Below are 24,288 nucleotides of genomic sequence, written 5' to 3' on the forward strand. Positions count from 1 at the left end.
CACAATCTGAAAATCAATTTATTAATGCGTATTAACAGCGTTTAAACGACGTTTTTTTAATATGTAAGTATAATCAGTTGGAAGCTCAGAAAAAAAATTCAGGTCAAAACTTTTTAGGTTTCAGTACCCTAATGTCCGGGGCTTTATTAATGGTCTAATATTACTATATTTGTTGAAAACAAGCAAATAATGAAATTTAGAAATGATATCACATTTCTACGTGCAATATCTGTGATAGCTGTTATTCTATATCACTATAAATTTTCACTTTTTAAAGGAGGTTTTATAGGTGTTGATATATTTTTTGTGATTTCTGGATATTTAATGACAAGAATTATACTTTCTGGATTTAAAAATGATAATTTTCATTTACTGGAATTTTACAAGAAAAGAGTTGTAAGAATTTTCCCGGCTTTATTAGCTATGATTACTTTTTTTGCAGTTCTTATCTATTTTTTACTGCCTACACAGTTTTTAAGCTACTTAAAATCGTATTTTTCAAGCAGTTTCTTTTTCTCTAATATTTATTACTATCTAAATAGTGGCTATTTTGATCAACAGTCACAATTTAATTTTTTATTGCATACCTGGTCTTTGTCAGTAGAATGGCAGTTCTATATGATTTATCCATTGATATTACTCTTATTTAAAAGTGTATATCAAAAAAGAAAAAATGCTTTTTTGATATGCTTCTGTGCTTTGATATCTATTTCTTTTGCATCAATGCTGATTCATAGCGTATATGATAAGTCATATTCGTTTTTCATTTTTTATACTCGTGCCTGGGAAATGATGTTCGGAGGATTAGCATTTTTATTTGAAGACAGAGTAAAAACTATAAAATTCAATATAAAACTTGTAATAATAAGCATAAGCATTGTTATTCTGGGTATTTTTATTGTGGTAACAAACGAACACTCCATTACTTGGCCGTCAATAATAACTATTATTCCGGTTGTTTCAACAATGCTAATTTTATTAGTCAATATTGATTTGAAACTTTTTAATAATAAGCCAGTAAATTTTCTGGGGAATATTTCTTACTCTCTATACTTATGGCATTGGCCATTCTACGTTTTAAGCATATTTTTTAATGTAAATGAGAGGTTCAGGTTTAAAGTAATATTTATTGTCCTGTCTCTTTTATTTGCTATTCTATCGTACTATTTCATAGAGAAAAGAAACTACAATAATAAATACAAATTAGTACTGGGTTCAACGATAGTTTTATTTGCATTATCTCTCACTATTACAAAAACAAACCCTAATTATATATTAGATAATTACAATGCCAATATGGCGGTTGCAACAGCTAATTATAAGTACAGTAGCCAGGCTCAAAAGCAATACAGTTTAGATGATAAGCACTTTATGTATTATCAAAGGCTGACTGAATATAATTTGGATAAACTCAAGGTACTGCCTCAAAAAATGAATGTTATTTTGCTGGGTGATAGTCATGCGGCAATGTTCTCCCAAACTCTTCATAATATTTTCCCTAAAGACAAATATAATCTGATTCAAGTTACTGCAGATGCAACTTATCCAATGATTAATTCAAAGACAAATTATCCCGGACCTAAAGATTATTTTAATTACTTTTTTAAAGAATTTTTCCCAAAACATTATAATAGGATTGATTTGGTGATCATCAACAGCAATTACGCCGGATATTTAAATGAAGAAGTATCAGAACATATATCTTTTTCAGAAAAATATTTTAAAAAATACGGAACTAAAGTTTTTTACATTGGTCAAACAAATACATATTATTTAGATTTTCCGACATCTTATTATGTGAAAAATAATTTTAATATTGATCATAAAAATAATAGATTAATAAAGGAAAACAATAATAAAACTAATAGGTTTTTAATCAGTAAATTAGGTGACAAGTATATTGATATCTTAAATTTAAAAGTAAAAGAAATTTCGTATTATGGAGAACCTTACATTTATGATACAAATCATTTATCTTATTACGGAACAGAGCAGTACAGATATTTCCTTACAAAAAAATTAAAATAAATATTTATCCATTTATGATGTAAATAAATCTGTAATTTTTGCGTTCATATTATAATATCGAGTTTTTGCGATCATGTTTGAAATTACCTTATACAAATCATTATTAGGGTGAAGCCTATCAATGGTGTATTGAGTAATGCTCCTAATATTGGCGACTCCTTCCTTAAAAGATCAACAACCGGAATGCTTTTTTAGATTTGATTCCAGTGCATGCATTCACTTTTAGACATGATTCCGTCTACTAAGTCAGTAATAATGAAGACAGCATTTTCTTGTATTGGTTATGCCTGTAATCTGTCAGGCTCATAGAAATGGTATTGAATAAACCAGTCATCGTTTGAACTGGTTACCAGGAATTCGGAGCGTTTGCATCCGAAGTTTAGATTTTTCATACGTATTAATTTTTGTTACCTATTAATACGCTTTCAAAAAGTTGATTTGAATCAAACCCTTTATGGGAAAGGGTTTGAAGTAGTGGAGAATACGGGGATCGAACCCGTCACCTTTAGACTGCCAGTCTAACGCTCTAGCCAGATGAGCTAATTCCCCTTTTTCTTAAAGCGGTACAAAAGTAAGTATTTAAACTACATTTCCAAATATTTTCTCCTCTTTTTTATCAGAAATTTATACTGAATTTCCCTCTTCTTCCCAGAATCTGAACCGATCCTAGCAAAAAAACAAATATAATACTTAACAAACAACTGGAAATCAATTGATTTACTTTTCGTTTTTTAATTGCAAAGCTCTTTGATAAAAAGACTGTTCAGCAATCTTTTCTTCCGCTTCATTAATAGCGGCCAAAAGATGGTTCTCATTGTCGGCAATCTCCCCAAGCACTTTTGACATCAGTTCCCAGACAGGTTTCATTTTTTCGATGAGCTCAATCCCTTTTGGAGCAAGAGCAATAAGTCTTCTGCGCTCATCCTGTTTGTCTTTTTTCGATTGAATAAGCTTCTGCTTCTCCAGCTCTTTCAGCAGACTTATAGTTGACGGGTGGGTATATCCTATTTCACTGGCGATCTCCACAACGCTCAATACTTTTTTATGGTGCAATGTAAAGATCACCGGAAACCATTTGGGTTCAAAATCAATATCAAAAGATTTATAGATCAGTACACCGTCTTTTCTGAGCTGTTCACTTAAACGCTGAAGCCTTGTTGATATGGCCAGGATCCCTGATTCATCTATTATATTCATAAGACTAATTTACGTTTAAATAATAAAAAACATTATCCGCACTCATCAGTGGAAAACGGGCCGGCAGATTTTCTTTTTCAACCTGCAGGAAATGATTCCGTTCATAAAACCTTATGGCTGCTTTCAACACACTTACTGTTCCCAGGTATATCGTATCTATTCCATTTTCACGGCAGAAAGCAACTAAAACTTCCAGAAGCACCTGCGCTATATTAAGCTCTTTCCCTCTGAATTCTTTTTTTACAAACATCTTTCTCACTGCACCTGCTCTTTCATCAAATTTAACCAGTGCTATGGAACCTACCAGCTCGCCTTCTATAAAAGCTCCCCAGAAATTTCCGCCAGATTCCATATAAAAACTTTCAATTTTTTTAAGATCCGGCTGATCTTCAATGGTAATAGGTACGTTAAATTCTTTTTGCTGGATCGTAAGGATCAGATCGATCAGTTCATCAGAATAGGCGTTATCCAGTTGCTGAATAAGTACTTTCATATCTTTATTATTTTTACATAACAAAACTACGTAGTCTACTACATATATACAAATAAAATTATTCTTTTATCTTTTTTTAACATTGAATTTGTTTAAACTTCTTTGTTGGAAAATCGCAAAGGCGCAAGAAAATCAAAGATTTTCAGCAAAATTCTGTAGTAAAAAGCTAAAGCCTGTTTAGATTTTATTCAACAAAATTATGATGCAGAAATAATACTAAAAAACATATTCCTCTTGCTGATTAAGGAGATTTTGCAGACTTATTTCAGCTATAAAAACCTGCGTAATCTGCCAAATCCGCGAGATTTTAAAAATTAAACAATCCCTTAAAATTTTATTGCAGATAAAATCTTTGCGCCTTGAAACGTTTTCTTTACTATAATTTGTGCTTTTGCGATTGGCCAACTATTAAAATATAAGTTTAAACAGATTTATTAACTAACCTGTATCCGGGATAAGAATTAAAAAGAAAACGTACATCATTACTGACATACGTTTTACTATTTTTTTGGTTTGAAGCATCTACTTCCATCCACCACCAAGAGCCTGGTAAAGCTCTACAGCAGCTTTCATTTTACTGTATTCTGCATTGGAAATATTCAGTTCTGCATTTAATGAATTGACGCTTGCATTCAGCACTTCAAGATAATTTGCCATACCGTAGTTAACCAGTTCCTGGGAATACTCCACCGAGTTTTTGTAAGCATTAAGCTCTTTCTGCTTTAATTCAATAAATGAATCCTGCACTGAAAATACCCGGATCGCATCTGAAACTTCTTTTCCGGCTGTAAGAACCGTTTTTCTAAAATTCAGATAAGCGGTTTCCTGGTTGGCCAGGCTGACTTCATAATTGGTTTTGATTGCTCTCCTGTTTAGAATCGGCTGGGCCAAACCTCCCACTACACTTGCAAACAATGAATTGACACTGAATAAATGGTCAATATCAAGAGACTGAATTCCGCCGTTTCCTGTAATCTTTAAGGTAGGATAAAACTGGGCTTTTGCAGCATTGGTGAGCTCAAAAGCATTCATTAAATTAAATTCCGCTCTCATTACGTCGGGACGGTTGGCGAGTAACTGGGCAGGATATCCTAATTTTAAATCACCGGGAACATTCTGGCTTTCCAGCGTTGATCTTTCAATGGTATGTGAAGGCTCTCCCATCAGCAGACTCATTGTATTTTCAAGGAGCTGGATCTGAGTATCCATATCAATCAATAAAGATTGGGCATTGAAAACCAGCGCCTCACTTTGCTGAACGGCAACTTCCGTTACTGTTCCTGCTATTTTTAAAGCTTTGGTTGTTTCTAAATTTTTCTCACGAACTGCAATGGTTTCTGTAATGATTCTTTTCTGATCATCAAAAGTAAGCAGCTGGTAATAAGCGGAAGCAACAGAGGCAACTAAATCGCTTTTTACGGCCTTATGCGCCGCAACGGTTCCTAAATAAGTGGCTAACTGAGCTTTTTCCTGGGCTTTCATTTTACCCCAGATATCTGCTTCCCAGCCTAAACTTGCTGTAATGTCAAGCTGATTGATATACCGTCTTTGCCCAAACAATTGTCCGGTCTGCGTATTTAAAGACTGGGTCTGAAAAGTATAGCCCGGCCCCACCGTTAAGGTCGGTTCGTAAGCTGCTTTACTTTGCTTTAAATAAGCTTCTGCAGAATTGATGTTCTGCAGGGCGATTCTTATATCTAAATTATTATCTAAAGCCTTCGAAATATGCTTTTGAAGTATGGGATCGGTGAATATTTCTTTCCAGGAAACATTGGCAACCGTTGTACTGTCAGAAGGCAGCATATCTGTACGGAAAAGCTTCTCGTCCACAACGTTTTTGGGTCTTTCATATTCTTTTCTGGCCATACAGGAGCTAACAGCACCAAGAATTGCGACTGAAAAAGTTATTCCTTTTATGATGTTTAATAAACTCTTCATTATTTGAAATTAGAAGTTAGAAACTAGAGGTTAGAAGCTAGATTTAAAAACTAATTTCTAAAATCTAACCTCTAACTTCTCTAATTAAATTATTCTGCTAAATTGATTTCTTCTTTTTTAAGGGGCTTTACTTTTTCCTGTAAATATTCAAAAATTACATACAGTACAGGAATTACGAAAAGTCCTAAAATGGTTCCTATTAATAGCCCGATTGCCGCTCCCGTTGCAATTGATCTGTTACCAACCGCACCGATTCCGCTTGCAAGAACCAGCGGCAGCAGACCGAAAATGAATGCAAATGATGTCATCAGGATAGGTCTTAACCTGGCTTTTGCAGCATTAATGGCAGACATGACGATCGTTTCACCGTGATGCCTTCTCTGAACGGCAAATTCGACGATCAGGATGGCATTTTTTGCTAATAATCCGACGAGCATAATCAAGGCAATCTGGAAGTAAATGTTGTTTTCCAGACCCATGATTTTTTGCCCGAAATACGCCCCCATTACCCCAAGCGGAAGAGATATTACCACAATAAGCGGAAGAATATAACTTTCATACTGGGCCGAAAGGATGAAGTAAACGAAAATCAAGCTTAATCCGAAAATCAATAAAGTCTGGGACCCTGAGTTTAATTCTTCTCTTGTTAATCCTGTGAATTCTACATCGTAATTTTGGTTCAGTGTTTCTTTAGCAACCTGCTGTACTGCAGTGATCGCATCTCCGGAACTGTATCCTGCGGAGTTTGCCCCTGTCACTTTCACTGAAGTAAAAAGGTTGTAACGGCTTACCGACTGTGGTCCGTATGCTTTTTTCAACGTTACAAACTGTGAGATCGGAGACATTACTCCGGAACCTGTTTTTACGTACAGCTCATTGAGGTTATCAATACTTTTTCTGTTGTCCGGAAGCGCCTGAACCATTACGCGGAACTGTTTTCCGTACTTTGTAAAGTCAGCGGTGTAAACACCCCCGATGTAGCCCTGCATGGTTGACAGGATATCACTCACAGAAACTCCCATTTGTTTGGCCAAAGGAACATTGATTTCCATTTGGTACTGAGGATATTTTGTGTTGAATGAGGTCTGCGCAAATTCAATTTCGGGTCTCTCCATCAGCTTACCGATGAATTCATTCGTTTTATTATCCAAATCTGCATATTCGCCACCTGATTTATCCAGCAATACCATTTCGAAACCGGCACTGTTACCAAAACCGGGAACACTCGGAGGCTGGAAGAACACGACTTTGGCATCGGGAACTTTTCCTGAAATACCAAACAGCTTTTTAGTAATATCTTCTGACGTCTGTCCGTCTTTTTTCCTTTCGTCGAATGGTTTCAACTTAATGAAAGCAAGACCATTGTTACTGCCGTTTCCTGATAGAAAGCCCCTACCTGTGGATATGGTAACATTCTGTACTCCGGGAACTTTCATAGCATTGGCCTGAAGCGTTTTCAAAGTATTGTATGTTCTTTCCATAGAAGCACCCGGAGGAAGCTGAACATCTGTAAAGATAATTCCCCTGTCTTCCGTAGGTACGAACCCTTTCTTCATTGTAGAATTTGCCCAGAATAAAATGCCTCCTGTAACAGCGAAAATGATTAATGTAACCCATTTATGTCTTAACAAGAATACGAATCCTCTTCCGTAACGTTCAGTACCTGTTTTAAAGGCAATATTAAACTTATAGAAAAACTTCTGAAGGAAATTCAGTTTTTTGTATTCTGTATGATGTGCATCGTGAGGCTTTAAAAATAAAGAACATAAAACCGGGCTTAAAGTCAATGCATTAACAGCAGAAATAATGATGGCAATAATAAGTGTAATACCAAACTGCTGATAGAAAACCCCGGTAGGTCCTGTAATAAACGTCACCGGAATAAATACAGCCGCCATTACCAAGGTAATAGAGATAATCGCTCCTGTAATCTCATCCATTGCTTCTACGGTTGCTTTCTTAGCATCCGAAATACCGTGCTCCATCTTGGCATGCACGGCCTCGACGACGACAATAGCGTCATCCACAACGATACCGATTGCGAGAACCAAAGCAAATAATGTCAGTAAGTTTAATGAATATCCAAAAAGGTTCAAAAAGAAAAACGTACCTACAATGGATACCGGAACAGCAATGGCCGGAATCAGTGTGGATCTGAAATCCTGAAGGAAAATATACACCACAATGAATACGAGGATAAATGCTTCAATTAAGGTATGAACAACCTTTTCAATAGACGCATCCAGGAATTCGTTGGTATCGAAGTTGAACGTATATTTAATTCCTTCGGGAAAGCTTCCTTCCGATGATTTCAGGTAGGTTTTAATATTTTTAATGATCTCCTGGGCATTGGAACCCGGTGTCTGAAAGATCCCCATACTGATGGACGGGTTGTTGCCGTTTTCCCCGACTCCTGTGTAAGACTGACCTGCAAGTTCTACCTTAGCAACATCTTTCAGCATTAAGTTCTGGCCGTCTCCAAGAGATTTAATGATGATGTTATCATATTGTTCCTTGTTGTTGAATTTACCTACATATTTAATGATGTATTCAAAAGAGCTTCCGCTGTTTTGCCCGATAGAACCGGCAGCAGCTTCTCTACTCTGCTCGTTGATGGCATTGGTAACATCCGTAGGAGTTATGCTGTAAGCTGCCATTTTTGCAGGATCCAGCCAGACTCTCATGGAGTAATTTTTACCCCCGAAAACGTTGGCATCACCTACCCCGTTAATTCTTTTCAGATTTGGAATAATATTGATATTCAGAAAGTTCTGAAGGTATACATCATCCAGGTCCTTGTTTTCAGAATAGAAGGACATATACATCAAAGCACTGGTCTGCTGTTTCTGGGTAACAACGCCGGAACGCGTAACTTCACTTGGAAGCAAAGGTGTAGCTCTTGTCACACGGTTCTGTACGTTTACCGCAGCGATATCCGGGTCAATTCCCTGTTTAAAGAATACCTGGATGCTCGCAGAACCGTCATTTCCGGCACTGGAAGTAATATAATCCATTCCTTCCACCCCGTTGATCTGCTCTTCCAAAGGCACTACCACACTTTTCATGACCGTTTCCGCATTGGCTCCGGTGTAGCTTGCACTAACGCTTACCGTTGGCGGTGCAATGTCCGGATACTGTGTAACCGGTAACGAGACTAGTCCCAGAACACCGAGAATCACAATCAGAATTGAGATTACGGTGGATAAAACCGGTCTGTTTATAAAATTTTTAATCATCTTAGAATTTCGGTTTTATTGATTGAACAAGGCTATCCATTTTAACGGGTTTCTTCTTAATGGCTGTTCCCGGTTTCAGGCCTCCAATACCTGCCGCTACAATAATTTCTCCTTTATTGATACCGGATTTTATAAGGGCAAGATTGTCTATTCTGTCTATGACGTTCACCACAACATTTTTAGCTGTATCTTTTTCAACTTTATAAACATAGACAATTCCCTGCTGCTCGTACGTTGCGCTTTCCGGCACTACCAATACGTTGTCATAATGCTGAGGGAATCTGATGGTTCCGCTGTTACCGTTACTTAATAATTTCTGTTCATTGCTAAAAGCCACTCTGAACTGAATAGTTCCCGTTGTAGGATCGATCTGGCCTGTAATGGCTTCAATTGTTCCTTTTTCAGGATAAAGACTTCCGTTGGCCAGCTGAAGTTCCACCATTGGAAGATTTTTAATTTTGTCGGGCATAGATGAGCCCGGAGATTTTTCAAGGAAGTCGAAATATTCTTTTTCGTTCATTGAAAAGTAAGCGAAAATCTGAGATGTATCTGAAATTGTCGTCAAAGGAGTCTGGTCAGTTGGTCCCACCAAACTTCCTGCTTTTAAAGGAAGCTTTCCGATAACTCCGGAAATAGGTGCACGGATCACTGAATAGTCGATATTGGCTTCCACACCTTTATAATTGGCAACGGCCTGTCTTTTGGCAGCATTAGCCTGCTGGAGCTGAGCCTGGGCCTGGGCTAAATTGGCCTGTGCCGTCTGCAGCTGAACATTGCTGATGATATTTTTCTGAACAAGAGGTTTCAGTTTATTGACTTCCACCTGCGCTGCATTTACAGAAGCCTGTGCTGCTGCAATTGTAGATTCCGCAGCACCGATACCGGCTTTGGAGGCAGCAGCATTCTCGGTAAGGATATTGGTTTCAAGACGGAACAATGGCTGTCCTTTTGTAACATACTGTCCTTCGTCTACCAACACCTGAGTAATATATCCCTGTATTTTTGCGCGGACATCATTGTTGACCCTTCCCTGTATGGTAGCCGGGAAAGTCTGATAGCCCACTATATTTTTTGATTCTACAGAAACCACAGGAAAAGTTTTCGGGCCATCCTGTTTTGGAGCTTCTTTTTTGCAGGCTGTAAGTGAAAACGCTGCAATAGAAAGTATAACTAGCTTATTATTCATTTTAAAGTTTATTAAGAGATTCCTGAATATTTTCTATGTTTTTATATAAAAGTGCTTTATAGGCTTCTATCCGTTCGTTGTACTCATTGTCATGATTTTTTTTAAAGTTGTTGAGGTCATCCAGCAGTTTGAGTTCATCCTTCATTTTTTGAACAATTTTTTCAAATCTGATCTTCTTGTACTCGTCATTGATGAAAAAATACCGTTTCCGCTCGTCCATTTTGTTGTGGTCGATAATAAGCTGAGCATTCAGCAGTAATGAAATACTGGTGGAAACAGAACTTTTGCTTGCAGAAAGCACTTCGACAAATTCATCAAATGTAATCCCTACTTTCTCATAATCGAAAAGAAGGTAGGAATAAATTTTTGAAGCTAAAGGCGGTAGATTGAAAACGGTGCTATAAAATTTTACGGCATCCTGAAAAATTTTTTCATCAATTTCTATACTTTGGTGCATAATATAAAAATTTTCACAAAAGTATAAATTAGTTCAGAACTAAACGAACAAACCCGATAGAGTTTATAAATAGACCTTCTTTTAAAAATTCAATGAGAATGGATTTAACTTTCCGGTTAAATTATAATCTTCTCATAAGCCTTCCTCATTCCGTCTTTTAAAAGGACTTCACCACAATAGGAATATCCTTTGCTTTCCAGGATCTTCAGCATGGCCGGGTTATCGTAATTGGTGTCTACTTTTATACTTTGGATCCCTTTTGATCTTGTAAAATCCTCAATATGGTCAAAAAGTTTTTTAGCCATTCCCTGTCCGGCAAATTTTCCATCAACGGCTACTCTGTGAACAACAACAAATTCTCCGTTACTCAGCCAGGCTCCTTCAATAGTGCTGTAAGCCGGCTCGTCATTTAAAATCAATGCTGCATATACAGCAATTTTCCCATCTACGGTAAGAACGTATCCAAAGCCTTTCGCAATGTCATTTTCTACGGTATTCATGTTTGGATATCCGTTCTGCCACTGGGTACTTCCATCCTGTTTTCTTCTTTCAATGGATTGCTGAATGATGGCCCAAATGGTATCTTTATCTTCAATTTCGGCTTTTCTTAGTTTAGTTTCTAAATTCATTATTGTTTTGATATTAAATTAAGGGAGTGGGGAAATTGGTATTTTAAGTTTGGCTGAAAATGGAATTGCAATGGTTTGATTTTGAGTTCATTTAATAAAATTACAGTAAATATTAAAACCAAGACCATTCAATTCTTCATCTTTTAATCATTTAATTCTTAAATCTTTAAATAAACCATCATTATTTGAATCAAAAAACCGAAAACTAATTAAAATTAATTTTCGGTTCGAAGTAGTAAAATTTAAAATTATGAAATTTTTTTATTGATTTTCATTTTGTTGAAGATAAGCATCTATAATTTCAAATGCATTCTTCTCGTCTTCCAAGTCTACCATAATTTTCAACGACGTTGCGGTAGGCGTTGTCGTGAAGGTAAGATAATTGTTTTCGACGCTGTTTGTAATTTGTGCATCATCCAATTTAGACTTTATTAGCTGGATTTCTGAAGGCTTATCACTTTCAAAAACCGACACTCTCGTACTTCTTTCCATATTCTATATCGTTTGAGTATCTAAATGTACAATGTTTTTTTTAAAATTACAAATCTTTGGTTTTAAATTTTATTAAGATTATTCTCAATTTTATCTATTGCCAATTGGATTTCTTCCGTGGTAACATTAAGATGTGGTCTGAAACGAAGAGACTGATCCCCGCACGAAAGAATGATCAATCCGTCTTTGAAAAGCTCGTTCATTAAATGGTTTCTGTCTTCTGCTGAAGGCAGATCTATGGCACACATCAGGCCTCTTCCTCTTGCATTTGAAATTTTCCCAGGATATTTCTGAGCCAGTTCTTTTAATCTTTCCAGAAGATAATCACCCACTACTCTTGCATTTTCTACCAGATTTTCCTGTTCGATCACTTCCATTACCAACTGGAAACGGAGCATGTCGATAAAATTTCCTCCGAAAGTGGAATTGATCCTGGAACTTTCTCTGAAAACGTTGTTGGGGATTTCATCGAATTTTTCTTTATTCGCTAAAACGCCGCAAACCTGTGCTTTTTTACCGAAAGAAATGATATCCGGTTTTGCCGTAAAATGCTGGAATGCCCACATTTTTCCTGTAATCGCGATACCTGTCTGAACTTCATCAAAGATCAGTAAGATTTCATTCTGGTCACACAGTTTTCTCAAGCCTAACAGGAATTCGTCTCTGAAATGATTGTCACCGCCTTCAGCCTGGATAGGCTCAATGATGATACACGCAACTTTATCAGGGTTCATAAGGATGGCTTCCTCGATCTGAAGAAGAGCCAAATTTTCGTTCTTGATGGTTTCCTCTAAATTTTCTTCTGTGATAGGGAAAGATAACTTAGGATTTAAGATCCTTGGCCAGTCAAACATTGGGAAATACTGATATTTTCTTGGATCGGAAGTATTGGTTAAGCTTAGTGTATAACCGCTTCTTCCGTGGAATGCCTGTCTGAAATGGATGCAGATTCCGGCTTCCGTCTGAAGTCCTTTTTCAAAATTCTTACGGGTTTTCCAGTCGAAGCAGGCTTTCATTGCATTTTCTACTCCCAAACTTCCTCCTTCAATAAAGAAAGCATACTGCAGCTCTTCAGGAATCACCACTCTTTCAAAAACTTCCAGAAAGTGAGCATATTCTTCTGAATACACATCGGCCAAAGTGGGTTTGTTCACGGCCATTTTGCCCAGCCACTCGGATCTTTCGACAAGATAAGGGTGGTTATACCCTATTGAAGCTGATGCAAACATAGAGAACATATCCAGATATTCTTTGTTGGTAAGCTTGTCATACAGCCATGATCCGTGGGATTTTTCAATATCCATCACAAAATCAAAGCCATCTGCCAAAACGTGTCTGCCTATGGTTTCTTTTACTTTATTTGCTTTTATATCAATTGTCTGTTCCATAATTAATTGTGCTTGATTCAAAAATTGAATGAATAAAAGGATTTAAACATTCCAGGTTATCAGTTTTTAAATTTTCAAATCGTTAATAATAATTTAAAGTAAATTCTTACAGGTCAAATTTAATCCCTTGTGCTAAAGGAAGTTGAGCTGTATAATTTATAGTATTGGTTTGTCTTCTCATATAGTATTTCCAAACGTCTGAACCTGATTCTCTTCCGCCTCCGGTTTCTTTTTCACCACCGAAAGCTCCTCCGATTTCTGCACCTGAAGTTCCGATGTTTACGTTCGCAATACCGCAGTCTGAACCTGCATGAGAAAGGAATAATTCTGCTTCTCTAAGATTCTGGGTCATGATCGCAGATGACAATCCCTGAGGAACATCGTTCTGGATAGCAATAGCTTCCTCCAATGTTTTATATTTGATAAGATATAAGATCGGCGCGAAAGTTTCGTGCTGAACGATCTCGTAAGAGTTTTTCACTTCTGCGATGCATGGTTTCACATAACATCCCGATTCGTATTCTTTTCCGCTTAGTACGCCTCCTTCAACTACAAATTTTCCGCCTTCTTTTTTACATTTTTTGATGGCTTCTTCATACTGATTCACTGCGTCTACATCAATAAGCGGTCCTACATGGTTATTTTCGTCTAGCGGATTTCCGATTTTCAGCTGTCCGTAAGCTTTTACCAATCTGTTTTTCACTTCATTGTAAACACTTTCATGGATGATCAGTCTTCTTGTTGACGTACATCTCTGTCCTGCAGTACCTACGGCTCCGAAAACAGCTCCAATGATAGACATATCAATATCTGCATCTTTAGAGATGATGATCGCGTTGTTTCCTCCTAATTCAAGGATAGATTTTCCGAATCTTTCGGCTACTTTAGAAGAAACCATTCTTCCTACTCTTGTAGAACCTGTGAAGGATACTAATGAAACTCTTTTATCATCAACCAGTTTCTGTCCGATCTCGTGATCAGCAACCAATACGCTTGAAATACCTTCAGGAAGATTGTTTTCCTTCACTACTTCAGCCATAATATTCTGACATGCGATAGCACATAATGGTGTTTTTTCTGATGGCTTCCAGATGGTAACGTTTCCACAGATCCATGCTAAAGCTGTGTTCCAGGCCCAAACGGCAACCGGGAAGTTGAAAGCAGTGATAATTCCTACCACGCCAAGCGGATGGTACTGCTCGTACATTCTGTGACCGGGTCTTTCTGAATGCATCGTGTAGCCGTGAAGCTGTCTGGATACCCCCACTGCGAAATCGCAGATATCAATCATTTCCTGAACTTCTCCAAGGCCTTCCTGAAGGGATTTACCCATTTCATAGGAAACCAGTTTTCCAAGGTCGTCTTTATATGTTCTTAATTTCTGGCCTAACTGCCTAACGATCTCACCTCTTTTAGGAGCAGGGATGGATCTAAACTCCTGAAACGCCTTCTGAGCCGTCTCAATTACTTTGTCATAATCACTTTCTCCGGAAGTCTTAATTCTGGCGATTAATCTGCCATCTACGGGAGAAAAACTTTCTATCGTTTTCCCCGAAGCAAAATATTTTCCGCCCACTGAAGTCCCCTTATTTTCTTCTTTGATACCAAGGTTTTTGAGTGTTTTCTCGATTCCGAAATCCTTTACTTTTTTAGACATAAAATGTTACTTTTCGTTTCCTCTAAAGATAGAAATATTATGCGAACCTCAAAATTTTAATTTTTAACATCCTTTTTATTTGGACTAATTATAAACATGCTTATCTTTGCGGGGTAATCTTTTGAATTTCAGGAATGGAAAATAATAATACAGTGCAGGATAATACAATGGAAGAAAAGAAGATGTCCAAATGGAAAAGCCTGGTTAAAAAATTCGGGATAGGCGGGATTATATTCTTCACCGTAAAAGGAATCATTACTTCTACCCTTATTTATTTTCTCGGTAAAAATTTCTGGACAGTGATCAGCAATTACTTTACTACATTATTTGAATAAATACTTGATATATTGACAAAAAGCAGAGAAAATTTTCTCTGCTTTTTGTATTTAGTAAGGTTAACTGAATTGTTATTGTTCTCTTATTGGTCAGATTATAAAATTGTTTTTCACCATTGCCCTCCTATCCTTCTTCATCTTTCTTTTTCCTTCCTGAATTGACCAGGCTCTGATGCAGCAGGTATTCAATCTGCCCGTTTACGCTCCTGAATTCGTCATTTGCCCACTTCTCTACCTGTTTATAGGTAGATTCATCGATCCTGATGACAAAGGATTTTTTGCCTTTGCTTTCGGAGGGTTTTGAGGTTTTTTCCGATTTCATTCTTTTCTCTTTGCCTGTTTAGTAATATTTTTTAATAACGCAAAAGACGCAAAGATTTCGTTTAAATAAGCTTTTATACTAGTTCGCAAAGGCGTTTTAATCAGCTAAGTTTGTTATGAAATCTATTCATTCTTCACTTTTCTCTCTTCATTTTAATAAAGAGTTCCTGCATTTAAGATGGGCTGGGCTGCTTTTTCACCGCAAAGCACCACCATTAAATTGCTTACCATAGCTGCTTTCCTTTCATCATCAAGCTCTACGATATTTTCTTCTGAAAGCTTTTTCAATGCCAAATCCACCATTCCAACAGCACCTTCTACAATCTTTGTTCTTGCCGCTACAATTGCCGTTGCCTGCTGTCTCTGAAGCATGGCTCCTGCAATTTCTGAAGCATAGGCAAGGTGAGAAATTCTCGCTTCCTGGATAGTGATTCCAGCCTTTGAAAGACGGTCCGTAAGCTCCTGCTCCAAAATAGAATTGATCTTATCACCACCTTCTCTCAAAGTAATCGGGGCATGGTCATCTTCTAAATTATCATAAGGAAAACTCATCGCCAAATGACGTACCGCAGCTTCGCTCTGCATTCTTACGAAATCTGAATAACGCTCCACATCGAAAGCTGCCTTATAGGTATCTCCTACCTTCCAGACCATTACCACCGCGATTTCAATTGGGTTACCCATCTTGTCGTTTACTTTCAAAGTTTGCCCCTGCAGGTTCTCGGAACGTAATGACATTTTCTGCGATGAATACAGAGGATTGATAAAAAACAGTCCGTTGTCTTTCACTGTTCCCACATACTTTCCAAAGAAATTCAATACTCTTGAATGGTTCGGCTGAATGATCATCAGTCCCTTCAGAAAGAAACAGAACAGCAGAAAGCACAGCATGGCAAGGACAACAAAGGTGATGCTCTGCTCAACGCCGGAAATAAAAAAGTAAACGGCTCCGGCAAATAAAATCAGACAGAATACTAATGCCAGATAGCCTGACATTGGCTTTAAAACTTTTTCCATGATTGTAATTTTAATTTGATATTATTTTGATATCATAAAGATATAAATTAGTTTTGAATTTTGAGTGATGGGTGAGGAGTTTTTTTGGATTTCGGGATGCGAGTTTCGAGATACGGGATGCGAGGTGTGAGGGTTCGGGGTTATAGGCATAGAATTGAAAGGTTGGATGAGTGTTTGATGAGTGGTACAATCTGAATGCTTTGACGGGTTTATAATTCTTTTAGCTACCCGTATTTTTGCTTTGCAAAAATTCACCCCTTCAGGGAATGGGAATGAAGGCTTAGATAAATTGGTGATCCATAGAAATTGCAGACAGCATCCTGAATCACAAAAATCTCATCTCACAATAAACTCATTATTCATAACTCATAATTTATAACCCCAACCCTGACCCCGCATCTCGCATCCCGAAACCCGAACAAAAAAAATCCCGGAAAAAAAATTCCAGGATTTCAGTTGTTATATTGTTAACGTTTTATTTCTTCGTTAAGGTTTTAAACTTGAAGTAAGAAACTGCTGATAAAAGAATCATAGTTCCCAATCCGATATATACCCAGGCCGGAACCGGAACCGGATCTCCTGCAGCATAGGAGTGAAGTCCGCTCAGGTAATAGTTAACTCCGAAATAGGTCATGACCATAGAACAGAATGCAAACATTGTTGCTACATGGAATGCCCATCTGCTTCTTAATCCCGGAACCAATCTCATGTGCAATACGAATGCGTATACCATGATGGAAATGAAAGCCCATGTTTCTTTCGGGTCCCAGCTCCAGTATCTTCCCCACGATTCATTAGCCCAGATTCCTCCTAAAAAGTTTCCTACAGTCAAAGCAAAAAGACCGATCGTCAGTGACATTTCAGAAACAATGACCAATTCTTTTAATGTTGTATCATGGTGAAGCTTGTAGGTGTCTTTATTTGAAATGATATAAAATACCAGAGATATTACAGCAATAATCATGGACAGGGCAAAGAAACCGTAACTTGATGTAATAATTGCTACGTGAACAATCAGCCAGTAAGATTTCAATACCGGAACAAGCGGTGTGATCTGCGGATCAAGTGCTGAACCTCCGTGCGCAAATCCCATCATAATAACCGCCACCATAAATCCGGCTGCCGGAATAAGTGCATTGGAATTTCTGTATAGAATAAGTCCTGCCGTAATACCTACCCAGGAGATGAAGATAATCGCCTCATACCCGTTACTCCATGGTGCATGCCCGGAGATATACCATCTTGCTACAAGACCCAGGAAGTGACAGAAATACCCTACTAAACCTAGTGCAATGATTACTTTGATTACTTTATTTAAAACCTTATTAGTTTTGAATAATTCTACAAATCCTAAGATCAGTAGAAGTCCGCCAATCAGAGTATAGAAAATCAATAATTTGAAATTGATATTCACTTTGTTCATGAACACCTCAAGATCCACTTTAGATTTTGCAGGAACTACTGCTTTCCCCCATTTCTGCTGGTATTCCGAAAGCTTTGCCAGTTCAGCATCTGCTTTGCTCCAGTTTCCGGTTTTCTGTGCCGTAAGAGCTTCCGCAAAATAAGGTCCCATTACCTGCTGCGATTCCATATCCGGCTCGAATTTCTGGTCTAACCATGAATGCCATGTATGGTTGGCATCATTTTTCACAGGTACAATTCTCATAAACTGACCGCTGAAGAACTCGTTGAAGATCTGTACTCTTTCGTTTACAGAAATTACTTCTTTATCATAATTGGTCTGCTCGGAAGGTTTTTTACGGAATGCCGTGTTATAATCATGTTCGAGGATATAAGTCAGGTTACCGTTGGCATCTGCCGGGAAAAGGTTCATCAGTGAAGTGTATCCTTCGTCATCAGCTTTGGTTTTATTTTTCAACTCATCCCCTCCTTTCGTTCCCACTTTGATCATCGGAACCATCGTCCAGCTTGGTGTATCCGTATTGATGGACAGGAACCACTGGTTAGCCGTAAGAGACTTTCCGTCTGTTCCTTTGAACTCGTCTTTTTTATATAATTTTCTTAAAATATCCAATGCTTCCGTATTGATAGGAACAATCCTTCCTTCAAAATTCTGAACCAAAAGATATCCGAATTTATCTGCATGTTCTTTGCTGATTTTGTTTCTTGCAATAATTTCATCTGGAGAGATAGATCTCATTTTGCCCATTGGTGTTGCCAGAGAGTTCTGCTTTGGAGCAGCCCCATCAAGCGGTTGGGTAGACGGAGCCGGCGCGTGAGAATGATTGTCTCCTTCCACATGAATATGTTCCCTGCTTCCGTCTGTTGTACCATGGGTTTCAATTTTCTGTGCATTTAAGCCTAAACTTAATAAGACCAAAAGTACTGCTGCCGTTTTCTTTTTGTTGACATCGGTCAGCATTTTATTCAGTTTCCAGAAGTGAGTTCCTTTCCAGAAGAAGATCACAAACATTCCCAGGAACAGAAGTCCGTATCCGATGTATGAGATAATTGTTCCCCAGAAATCATGGTTCACCGAAAGCACTGTTCCCATTCTGTCCGGATCAAAACTCGACTGGAAGAAACGGTATCCTTTATGATTCAGAACGTGGTTCATATAGATTTTATAAGGGGTTTCTTTTCCTTCGTCAATGATCTTTACATGGCTTTCATAGGCACTTGGAGATGTACTTCCAGGGTAAGTTTCCATCACGAAATCATCCAGTTTCAGTGCGAAAGGCGTATTATAAACTTTAGGCCCGAAACCTACCATAATATTAAGTCCGTCCATAGTTACCTGCTTGAATGCATTCGGATTTCCTTTTTCAACGGAAAGATCTACCAATTGCTTTGTTTTTGGCCCCTGAAGTTCTACTCTCAGTACATCCGGCACCATGGCATCTTTCTTTTTATCGCCTTCAAAAGCCATCAGTCTTCCTTTTTTAAGACCTTCAGGAACAACCAGTTTCAATTCATTGATGGTATATAAACTTCTCAATACCAAAGGCTGGAATTCATCTTTTTTAGTACTTCCGGTTGCCTGTGTTGCCATCGTCATAAAGGCTGCATCAACAGGTGTTTTGATGAACAGTTTTCCGTCTTCTTTTTTGAATTCTACAGCACCTTCAATTGCCCTGTTGAACGTCACCAGAGTTCCGTTGATGGATTTTGTCTCTCCCGGCTTGATGTAAATATTCTGTCTTCCGGTAGTTCCGGTAGATACCAGGTGAAGGTATTCCGCACCGTTTGGCTCAGCAATTAAGCTGTCTTTTTTTCTCTGGATATAGTCTTTGGTAAAAACCTTTATTTCTTTTCCGTGGAAATCGTAGGTTGCGTTAAAGTCTTTGTGCAGGGGTGACATCAGATAAGGAACATCCTGATAGTTAAGAACATCTCCCTTCTCTTCGATCTGGATCTTAAAGAAATTCTTATCCGTCACAATCTCATTGGAAGTTTCACCTTCTCTGATATGCATTGTGCCTTCAAAACTGATGTATCTTGTGATAGCACCTCCTATGAAAATAAGGATAAAGGCAAGGTGAAAGACCAGAACCGGCCATTTTTCTTTTCTCCACAGCCTATATCTCGCGATATTTCCTACGAAGTTGAGAATGAGCAGTACCATGATTAATTCAAACCATTTTGCTTCATAAATTAGCGCTTTAGCTGTAGGGGTTCCGTAGTCGTTTTCTAAAAACGTTGCATAAGCCATTGCAAATGCATACACCAGTAACAGAACAGCCATTGTTCTGGTTGAGATAAGAATATCTTGGAGCTTCTTCATGATTTATTTTACTTGACTTGCAAAAATAAGGATGATAAACAACAAAGAGGCTAAAAAAAGCTGTTTTTTGTCACTTTGAGACCTATTTCAGTTATTTTGAATCATTCTTAATAATGTTATTTTTTTTAAGGAAAATTCAATGCTTTAAATGACAATAAAAGCTTCTATTTCAATTCCTGCTTAGTTCAGAATTACAGACCTGTATTTTACAGCCTAATTTATTTGTCTAAAATTAAAGCCAGGTACGATACTAAAAGTTTTTTACCTGTATTTTTCATGTTTTTTTCACTTTTTTAAACTTTATGGAACAGAATTAGTAGAGCAGTAACTGCCATTTGAATTACTTTAAAAACACCTGCTGTATTATATTTTAATCAAAAAAATATCTTGAAAACGCTTGTATAATTTTAAAAAATAACCCTAAATTACGCTATCTTTTTGAACAAAAAAAGATTCTATTAATGTTGAAAAAACATTAAATTTGCCCACATTGATATTATGGATAAAAAGACACAGACAAAACAAACGCAATCGCCTGACAAAGGCAAAATCTTATCTAAGCCGCGTATATTTTTCGGGCTTACTTTTATACTGTTATCTGTTGTTCTGGCATTTTCGTTCGTCTCTTATTTGATGAACTGGAAGGCAGATCAGAGCCAGGCAGGAACTATGACGGATAAAACTATAAAATCTTCAAATATCTTTGGGAAGGTGGGTGACTGGCTGGGGAATATTTTCATATTCGAAAGCATAGGTATTGCATCGTTTATCATTGCCTTCCTGTTTTTGGTTGTAGGAACCTTAATTCTTAAAAAAAGAACCTTCAAGCCCTGGAAAACTATCGGACATTCTTTGTTTTTTATCTGCTGGCTTCCTATTTTCATGGGAGCTGTCACTAAAGGACAGGGTGTTTTAGGAGGTGTTTACGGCTACCAGATCATGGATTATCTGAACGCCATCATCGGGCCGGTAGGGCTTTGGGTAGTGCTTGTTTCAAGCATCCTTTTATATTTCATTCTTGAATTCAATCTTCGTCCAAGCTCTATTAAAGCCAAGCTGGACATGATCAATGATAATACGATCGGGAAAGTTAAATCGATGATGCCAAGCTCAGAGGAAAGCTTTGATGCGGATGCAGAACTTGAAGAGGAAGCTGAACAGGCCGGCCACAATGTTACTGTTACGGATGTTTCAAATAAGGCAAAAGCTAAAGAACAGGACCCGGTAAGAGTTCCTAAAGGATTTCCTGAAGTTCAGCCTGTAACAGATTTAGAACCTATCATAACGCCTAATCAGACTTCTTTTGAAGAGGAAAAGCCTGTCAGTTTAAATTTGAATACAAAACCTTCCTTCCCTGTTTCAACTCCGGAACAGGCTTTCGACATCACGCCGGTGAGTCCCCCTATTACTCCGGTTCCACCAGTTTCTACACCACCTCAGGACAATATTAAGTTCAATGTAGAGGTAGCTCCTGTTATTGATATACTGGATGATTCGGACAGAAAATCCCAGGAACTGGTAGAAAAACACGGCCTGTATGATCACAAGCTTGACCTGGCAGGTTTCCAGATGCCAACAGTGGAATTGCTAAAAGATTACGGTAACGAAGAAATCTCAATTAATCAGGAAGAATTAGAGGAAAATAAAAACAAAATTGTTGGACTTTTAAAGAACTTCAATGTTGGTATTTCCGAGATCAAAGCAACGATCGGTCCTACCGTTACTTTATACGAAATTGTTCCGGAAGCAGGAATCCGCGTATCTGCAATTAAAAAACTTCAGGATGATATTGCTTTGAATCTTTCCGCACTGGGAATCAGAATTATTGCACCGATGCCTGGAAAAGGAACGATCGGGATTGAAGTGCCGAGGAAAAATCCTACGATGGTTTCCATGCGTTCGGTTATTGCTTCTCACAAATTCCAGAATACGGACATGGATCTTCCGGTTGTATTCGGGAAAACGATTTCTAATGAGGTATTCATGGCCGACCTGGCAAAAATGCCTCACTTACTGATGGCAGGTGCTACGGGACAGGGCAAATCTGTAGGTATTAATGCCATTCTTACTTCACTTCTTTATAAAAAACATCCGAGCGAACTGAAATTCGTTATGGTGGATCCTAAAAAGGTGGAACTTTCATTATACTCAAAAATTGAAAGACATTATCTGGCTAAACTTCCGGATGCTGAGGAAGCGATCATTACAGACACAAACAAAGTGATCAATACCCTGAACTCTCTTTGTATAGAAATGGACACAAGGTATGATCTTCTTAAAAACGCATTCTGTAAGAATTTAAAGGAATACAATAAAAAGTTTACGGAAAGAAAATTGAATCCGGAAAACGGCCACCGTTTTCTCCCTTATATTGTACTGGTTGTAGACGAATTTGCCGACCTTATCATGACTGCCGGAAAAGAAGTTGAACTTCCTATCGCCAGACTTGCGCAGCTTGCAAGAGCCGTAGGGATTCACCTGATCGTTGCTACACAGAGACCTTCTGTAAACGTAATTACAGGTATGATCAAGGCCAACTTCCCCGCAAGAGCAGCATTTAGAGTAATTTCCAGTGTGGATTCAAGAACGATCCTTGACTCTCCGGGTGCAGACCAGCTGATCGGTAAGGGAGATATGCTTTATTTCAACGGAAACGAGATCTTAAGACTTCAGTGTGCCTTCGTAGATACACCGGAAGTGGAAAGACTTGCAGAATATATCGGCGAACAGAAAGGCTATTCATCTGCATTCCTGCTTCCTGAATTTGTTTCTGAAGATTCTACCAGTACAGTAGGCACTTTTGATCCTAATGAAAAGGATGCTTTATTTGAAGAAGCGGCAAGAATCATTGTTTCTACACAGCAGGGATCTACTTCCATGTTACAGAGACAGCTGAAATTGGGCTACAACAGAGCAGGACGAATCATGGACCAGCTTGAGGCTACCGGTATTGTAGGAGGATTTAATGGGGCAAAGGCAAGAGAAGTCATTATCAGTGACCTTCATTCTTTGGAACAGTTTTTGGAAGATCTGCGTAGTTAAAGGAAAAATGCTTATCAATTAAACCTTGAAGCATTAGAATGTTTAAAGTTTATTAAATAAAAAAATGAAAAATAGTATTTCAAAAATCATAATCGGAAGTTTTGTAATAGGTGCTGTAGGATTTGCCGATGCTCAGAAAATTGATGCGAAAGCCAAAAAGATCCTTGATGATATCACAGCCAACTATAAGTCTAAAAAGAATTCATACTTCAAATTTTCTTTCGGGACGGGTGTGAACGGACAGGTTACCAAAACAGAACCGGGAATTTATTATTCTGCAGGAGAAAAATATAAGCTGAAGATCATGGATACGGAACAGATCTTTGATGGAAGTAAAATCTACAACATCAATGCAGATGATATGGAAGTAACGGTTGCAAAACCCAACGGAAGCGGCAGTATGTTCTCCCCTATTAACTATCTTACAACTTACAGAAACGATTATAACGTAACTTATAACGGCAAAAAAAATGTAAACGGAGTCAATGCAGATTTCATTAAATTAACTCCTATAAAATCCAACGGTATCCAGTACGTATATCTTTTTGTAGATTCTGAAAAAAAACAGATGGTAAAGCTTGAACAGCACGGAAACAATAAAGATGTAGCTGTAATTGCCATCAAAGAATACAAGGAAAACCAGACTCTGGATTCCAATATGTTCGTTTTTGACAAGAATAAGTTTAAAAACTACGTAATCACAGAGCTTTAAAAGGCGAAAATGAAAAAGGAGTAATGGATCTCCTTATCTGCTAAATAAAAAGTAATAAAAATTATAAGAGCCACAAGTAAACTTTGTGGCTTTTTGATTAATTTTGACGCATGTTAAAAATACTAGACCGATATATCATAAAAACCTTCTTTGGGCCGTTTTTCTTTATATTCAGCGTTTTGTTTTTCATCTTTATTGTAAACATTATCTGGGTTCAGCTGGGGCAGTTCATGGGGAAAGGGTTAAGCTACTGGCAGATCCTCAAACTTCTTTTTTACCTTGGGGTGAGTGTTATCAGTCTGGTACTCCCGCTTACCATCCTTCTGGCAAGTATTATGTCCTTCGGGGAATTTGGAGAACGGTACGAACTTGCTGCAATGAAGGCGGCGGGAATTTCCCTGACGCGGGTCATGGC

General features: G+C 37.8%; 18 protein-coding genes and 1 tRNA gene. 5 read left to right on the top strand and 14 right to left on the bottom strand.

Features of this window, described 5'->3' with window-relative positions:
* The first annotated feature begins 189 nt into the window (after positions 1 to 189).
* Positions 190 to 2,028, top strand: a complete 1,839-nt coding sequence (locus IX38_RS22090; RefSeq protein WP_051884857.1) for an acyltransferase family protein — start codon at positions 190 to 192, stop codon at positions 2,026 to 2,028.
* 475 nt (positions 2,029 to 2,503) lie between these two features.
* On the opposite strand, the gene IX38_RS17955 is transcribed toward IX38_RS22090, so the two are convergent.
* The 11 genes from IX38_RS17955 to amaB form a co-directional block, all read right to left on the bottom strand.
* Positions 2,504 to 2,577: transfer RNA gene (locus IX38_RS17955), tRNA-Ala, on the bottom strand.
* A 168-nt stretch (positions 2,578 to 2,745) separates the two neighbouring features.
* Positions 2,746 to 3,225, bottom strand: a complete 480-nt coding sequence (locus tag IX38_RS17960) for a MarR family winged helix-turn-helix transcriptional regulator (protein WP_034707251.1) — start codon at positions 3,223 to 3,225, stop codon at positions 2,746 to 2,748.
* A 4-nt stretch (positions 3,226 to 3,229) separates the two neighbouring features.
* Complete coding sequence (locus IX38_RS17965) at positions 3,230 to 3,718, bottom strand: GNAT family N-acetyltransferase (protein ID WP_034707253.1); 489 nt, start codon at positions 3,716 to 3,718, stop codon at positions 3,230 to 3,232.
* 522 nt (positions 3,719 to 4,240) lie between these two features.
* Positions 4,241 to 5,656, bottom strand: coding sequence for a TolC family protein (locus tag IX38_RS17970; protein WP_034707254.1), 1,416 nt, complete (start codon positions 5,654 to 5,656; stop codon positions 4,241 to 4,243).
* 89 nt (positions 5,657 to 5,745) lie between these two features.
* The gene (locus tag IX38_RS17975) at positions 5,746 to 8,892 is read right to left on the bottom strand and encodes an efflux RND transporter permease subunit (protein ID WP_034707255.1); all 3,147 of its coding nucleotides are present in this window, start codon (positions 8,890 to 8,892) and stop codon (positions 5,746 to 5,748) included.
* 1 nt (position 8,893) lies between these two features.
* Positions 8,894 to 10,078 carry an efflux RND transporter periplasmic adaptor subunit gene (locus IX38_RS17980; RefSeq protein WP_034707257.1) on the bottom strand — a complete coding sequence of 395 codons (1,185 nt, stop codon included), beginning with the start codon at positions 10,076 to 10,078 and terminating at the stop codon, positions 8,894 to 8,896.
* 1 nt (position 10,079) lies between these two features.
* Positions 10,080 to 10,535, bottom strand: a complete 456-nt coding sequence (locus tag IX38_RS17985; RefSeq protein WP_034707258.1) for a P-loop NTPase family protein — start codon at positions 10,533 to 10,535, stop codon at positions 10,080 to 10,082.
* Positions 10,536 to 10,651: 116 nt separating this feature from the next.
* Complete coding sequence (locus tag IX38_RS17990; RefSeq protein ID WP_034707259.1) at positions 10,652 to 11,164, bottom strand: GNAT family N-acetyltransferase; 513 nt, start codon at positions 11,162 to 11,164, stop codon at positions 10,652 to 10,654.
* A 261-nt stretch (positions 11,165 to 11,425) separates the two neighbouring features.
* Complete coding sequence (locus tag IX38_RS17995) at positions 11,426 to 11,656, bottom strand: DUF2007 domain-containing protein (protein WP_034707261.1); 231 nt, start codon at positions 11,654 to 11,656, stop codon at positions 11,426 to 11,428.
* Between the two features lie 62 nt (positions 11,657 to 11,718).
* Positions 11,719 to 13,044, bottom strand: a complete 1,326-nt coding sequence (gene lat, locus IX38_RS18000) for an L-lysine 6-transaminase (RefSeq protein ID WP_034707262.1) — start codon at positions 13,042 to 13,044, stop codon at positions 11,719 to 11,721.
* Between the two features lie 106 nt (positions 13,045 to 13,150).
* Entirely contained in the window at positions 13,151 to 14,701 is a 1,551-nt protein-coding gene (gene amaB / locus IX38_RS18005; protein WP_034707264.1) for an L-piperidine-6-carboxylate dehydrogenase, read from the bottom strand.
* A 134-nt stretch (positions 14,702 to 14,835) separates the two neighbouring features.
* Between amaB and IX38_RS18010 the strand changes: the two genes are divergently transcribed.
* Positions 14,836 to 15,036 carry a hypothetical protein gene (locus tag IX38_RS18010; RefSeq protein ID WP_034707266.1) on the top strand — a complete coding sequence of 67 codons (201 nt, stop codon included), beginning with the start codon at positions 14,836 to 14,838 and terminating at the stop codon, positions 15,034 to 15,036.
* A gap of 124 nt (positions 15,037 to 15,160) precedes the next feature.
* On the opposite strand, the gene IX38_RS18015 is transcribed toward IX38_RS18010, so the two are convergent.
* The 3 genes from IX38_RS18015 to ccsA form a co-directional block, all read right to left on the bottom strand.
* Positions 15,161 to 15,358, bottom strand: a complete 198-nt coding sequence (locus IX38_RS18015) for a hypothetical protein (RefSeq protein ID WP_034707267.1) — start codon at positions 15,356 to 15,358, stop codon at positions 15,161 to 15,163.
* A 152-nt stretch (positions 15,359 to 15,510) separates the two neighbouring features.
* Positions 15,511 to 16,374, bottom strand: a complete 864-nt coding sequence (locus IX38_RS18020) for an SPFH domain-containing protein (protein ID WP_034707268.1) — start codon at positions 16,372 to 16,374, stop codon at positions 15,511 to 15,513.
* A 475-nt stretch (positions 16,375 to 16,849) separates the two neighbouring features.
* The gene (ccsA, locus tag IX38_RS18025) at positions 16,850 to 20,119 is read right to left on the bottom strand and encodes a cytochrome c biogenesis protein CcsA (RefSeq protein ID WP_034707270.1); all 3,270 of its coding nucleotides are present in this window, start codon (positions 20,117 to 20,119) and stop codon (positions 16,850 to 16,852) included.
* 498 nt (positions 20,120 to 20,617) lie between these two features.
* Between ccsA and IX38_RS23580 the strand changes: the two genes are divergently transcribed.
* From IX38_RS23580 to IX38_RS18040, 3 genes are all read left to right on the top strand, one after another.
* On the top strand, positions 20,618 to 23,161 hold the full coding sequence (locus IX38_RS23580; protein ID WP_034707271.1) for an FtsK/SpoIIIE family DNA translocase: 2,544 nt from the start codon (positions 20,618 to 20,620) through the stop codon (positions 23,159 to 23,161).
* A 64-nt stretch (positions 23,162 to 23,225) separates the two neighbouring features.
* Positions 23,226 to 23,873 (top strand): LolA family protein, encoded by a 648-nt coding sequence (locus tag IX38_RS18035; protein ID WP_034707273.1) that lies wholly within the window; start codon positions 23,226 to 23,228, stop codon positions 23,871 to 23,873.
* 110 nt (positions 23,874 to 23,983) lie between these two features.
* Positions 23,984 to 24,288: LptF/LptG family permease (locus IX38_RS18040; protein ID WP_034707274.1), on the top strand; the 305-nt coding region annotated here is incomplete at its 3' end.

This window comes from Chryseobacterium luteum (genome assembly GCF_000737785.1).
In the GTDB taxonomy this organism is placed as follows: domain Bacteria; phylum Bacteroidota; class Bacteroidia; order Flavobacteriales; family Weeksellaceae; genus Chryseobacterium; species Chryseobacterium luteum.

Coding starts and splice junctions, on each gene's coding strand:
- IX38_RS18035 (WP_034707273.1), top strand. CDS start 23,226: ATGAAAAATAGTATTTCAAAAATCATAATCGGAAGTTTTGTAATAGGT.
- IX38_RS17970 (WP_034707254.1), bottom strand. CDS start 5,656: ATGAAGAGTTTATTAAACATCATAAAAGGAATAACTTTTTCAGTCGCA.
- IX38_RS17980 (WP_034707257.1), bottom strand. CDS start 10,078: ATGAATAATAAGCTAGTTATACTTTCTATTGCAGCGTTTTCACTTACA.
- lat (WP_034707262.1), bottom strand. CDS start 13,044: ATGGAACAGACAATTGATATAAAAGCAAATAAAGTAAAAGAAACCATA.
- ccsA (WP_034707270.1), bottom strand. CDS start 20,119: ATGAAGAAGCTCCAAGATATTCTTATCTCAACCAGAACAATGGCTGTT.
- IX38_RS17975 (WP_034707255.1), bottom strand. CDS start 8,892: ATGATTAAAAATTTTATAAACAGACCGGTTTTATCCACCGTAATCTCA.
- IX38_RS23580 (WP_034707271.1), top strand. CDS start 20,618: ATGGATAAAAAGACACAGACAAAACAAACGCAATCGCCTGACAAAGGC.
- IX38_RS18020 (WP_034707268.1), bottom strand. CDS start 16,374: ATGGAAAAAGTTTTAAAGCCAATGTCAGGCTATCTGGCATTAGTATTC.
- IX38_RS18015 (WP_034707267.1), bottom strand. CDS start 15,358: ATGAAATCGGAAAAAACCTCAAAACCCTCCGAAAGCAAAGGCAAAAAA.
- IX38_RS17960 (WP_034707251.1), bottom strand. CDS start 3,225: ATGAATATAATAGATGAATCAGGGATCCTGGCCATATCAACAAGGCTT.
- IX38_RS17965 (WP_034707253.1), bottom strand. CDS start 3,718: ATGAAAGTACTTATTCAGCAACTGGATAACGCCTATTCTGATGAACTG.
- IX38_RS22090 (WP_051884857.1), top strand. CDS start 190: ATGAAATTTAGAAATGATATCACATTTCTACGTGCAATATCTGTGATA.
- IX38_RS18010 (WP_034707266.1), top strand. CDS start 14,836: ATGGAAAATAATAATACAGTGCAGGATAATACAATGGAAGAAAAGAAG.
- IX38_RS17995 (WP_034707261.1), bottom strand. CDS start 11,656: ATGGAAAGAAGTACGAGAGTGTCGGTTTTTGAAAGTGATAAGCCTTCA.
- IX38_RS17985 (WP_034707258.1), bottom strand. CDS start 10,535: ATGCACCAAAGTATAGAAATTGATGAAAAAATTTTTCAGGATGCCGTA.
- IX38_RS17990 (WP_034707259.1), bottom strand. CDS start 11,164: ATGAATTTAGAAACTAAACTAAGAAAAGCCGAAATTGAAGATAAAGAT.
- amaB (WP_034707264.1), bottom strand. CDS start 14,701: ATGTCTAAAAAAGTAAAGGATTTCGGAATCGAGAAAACACTCAAAAAC.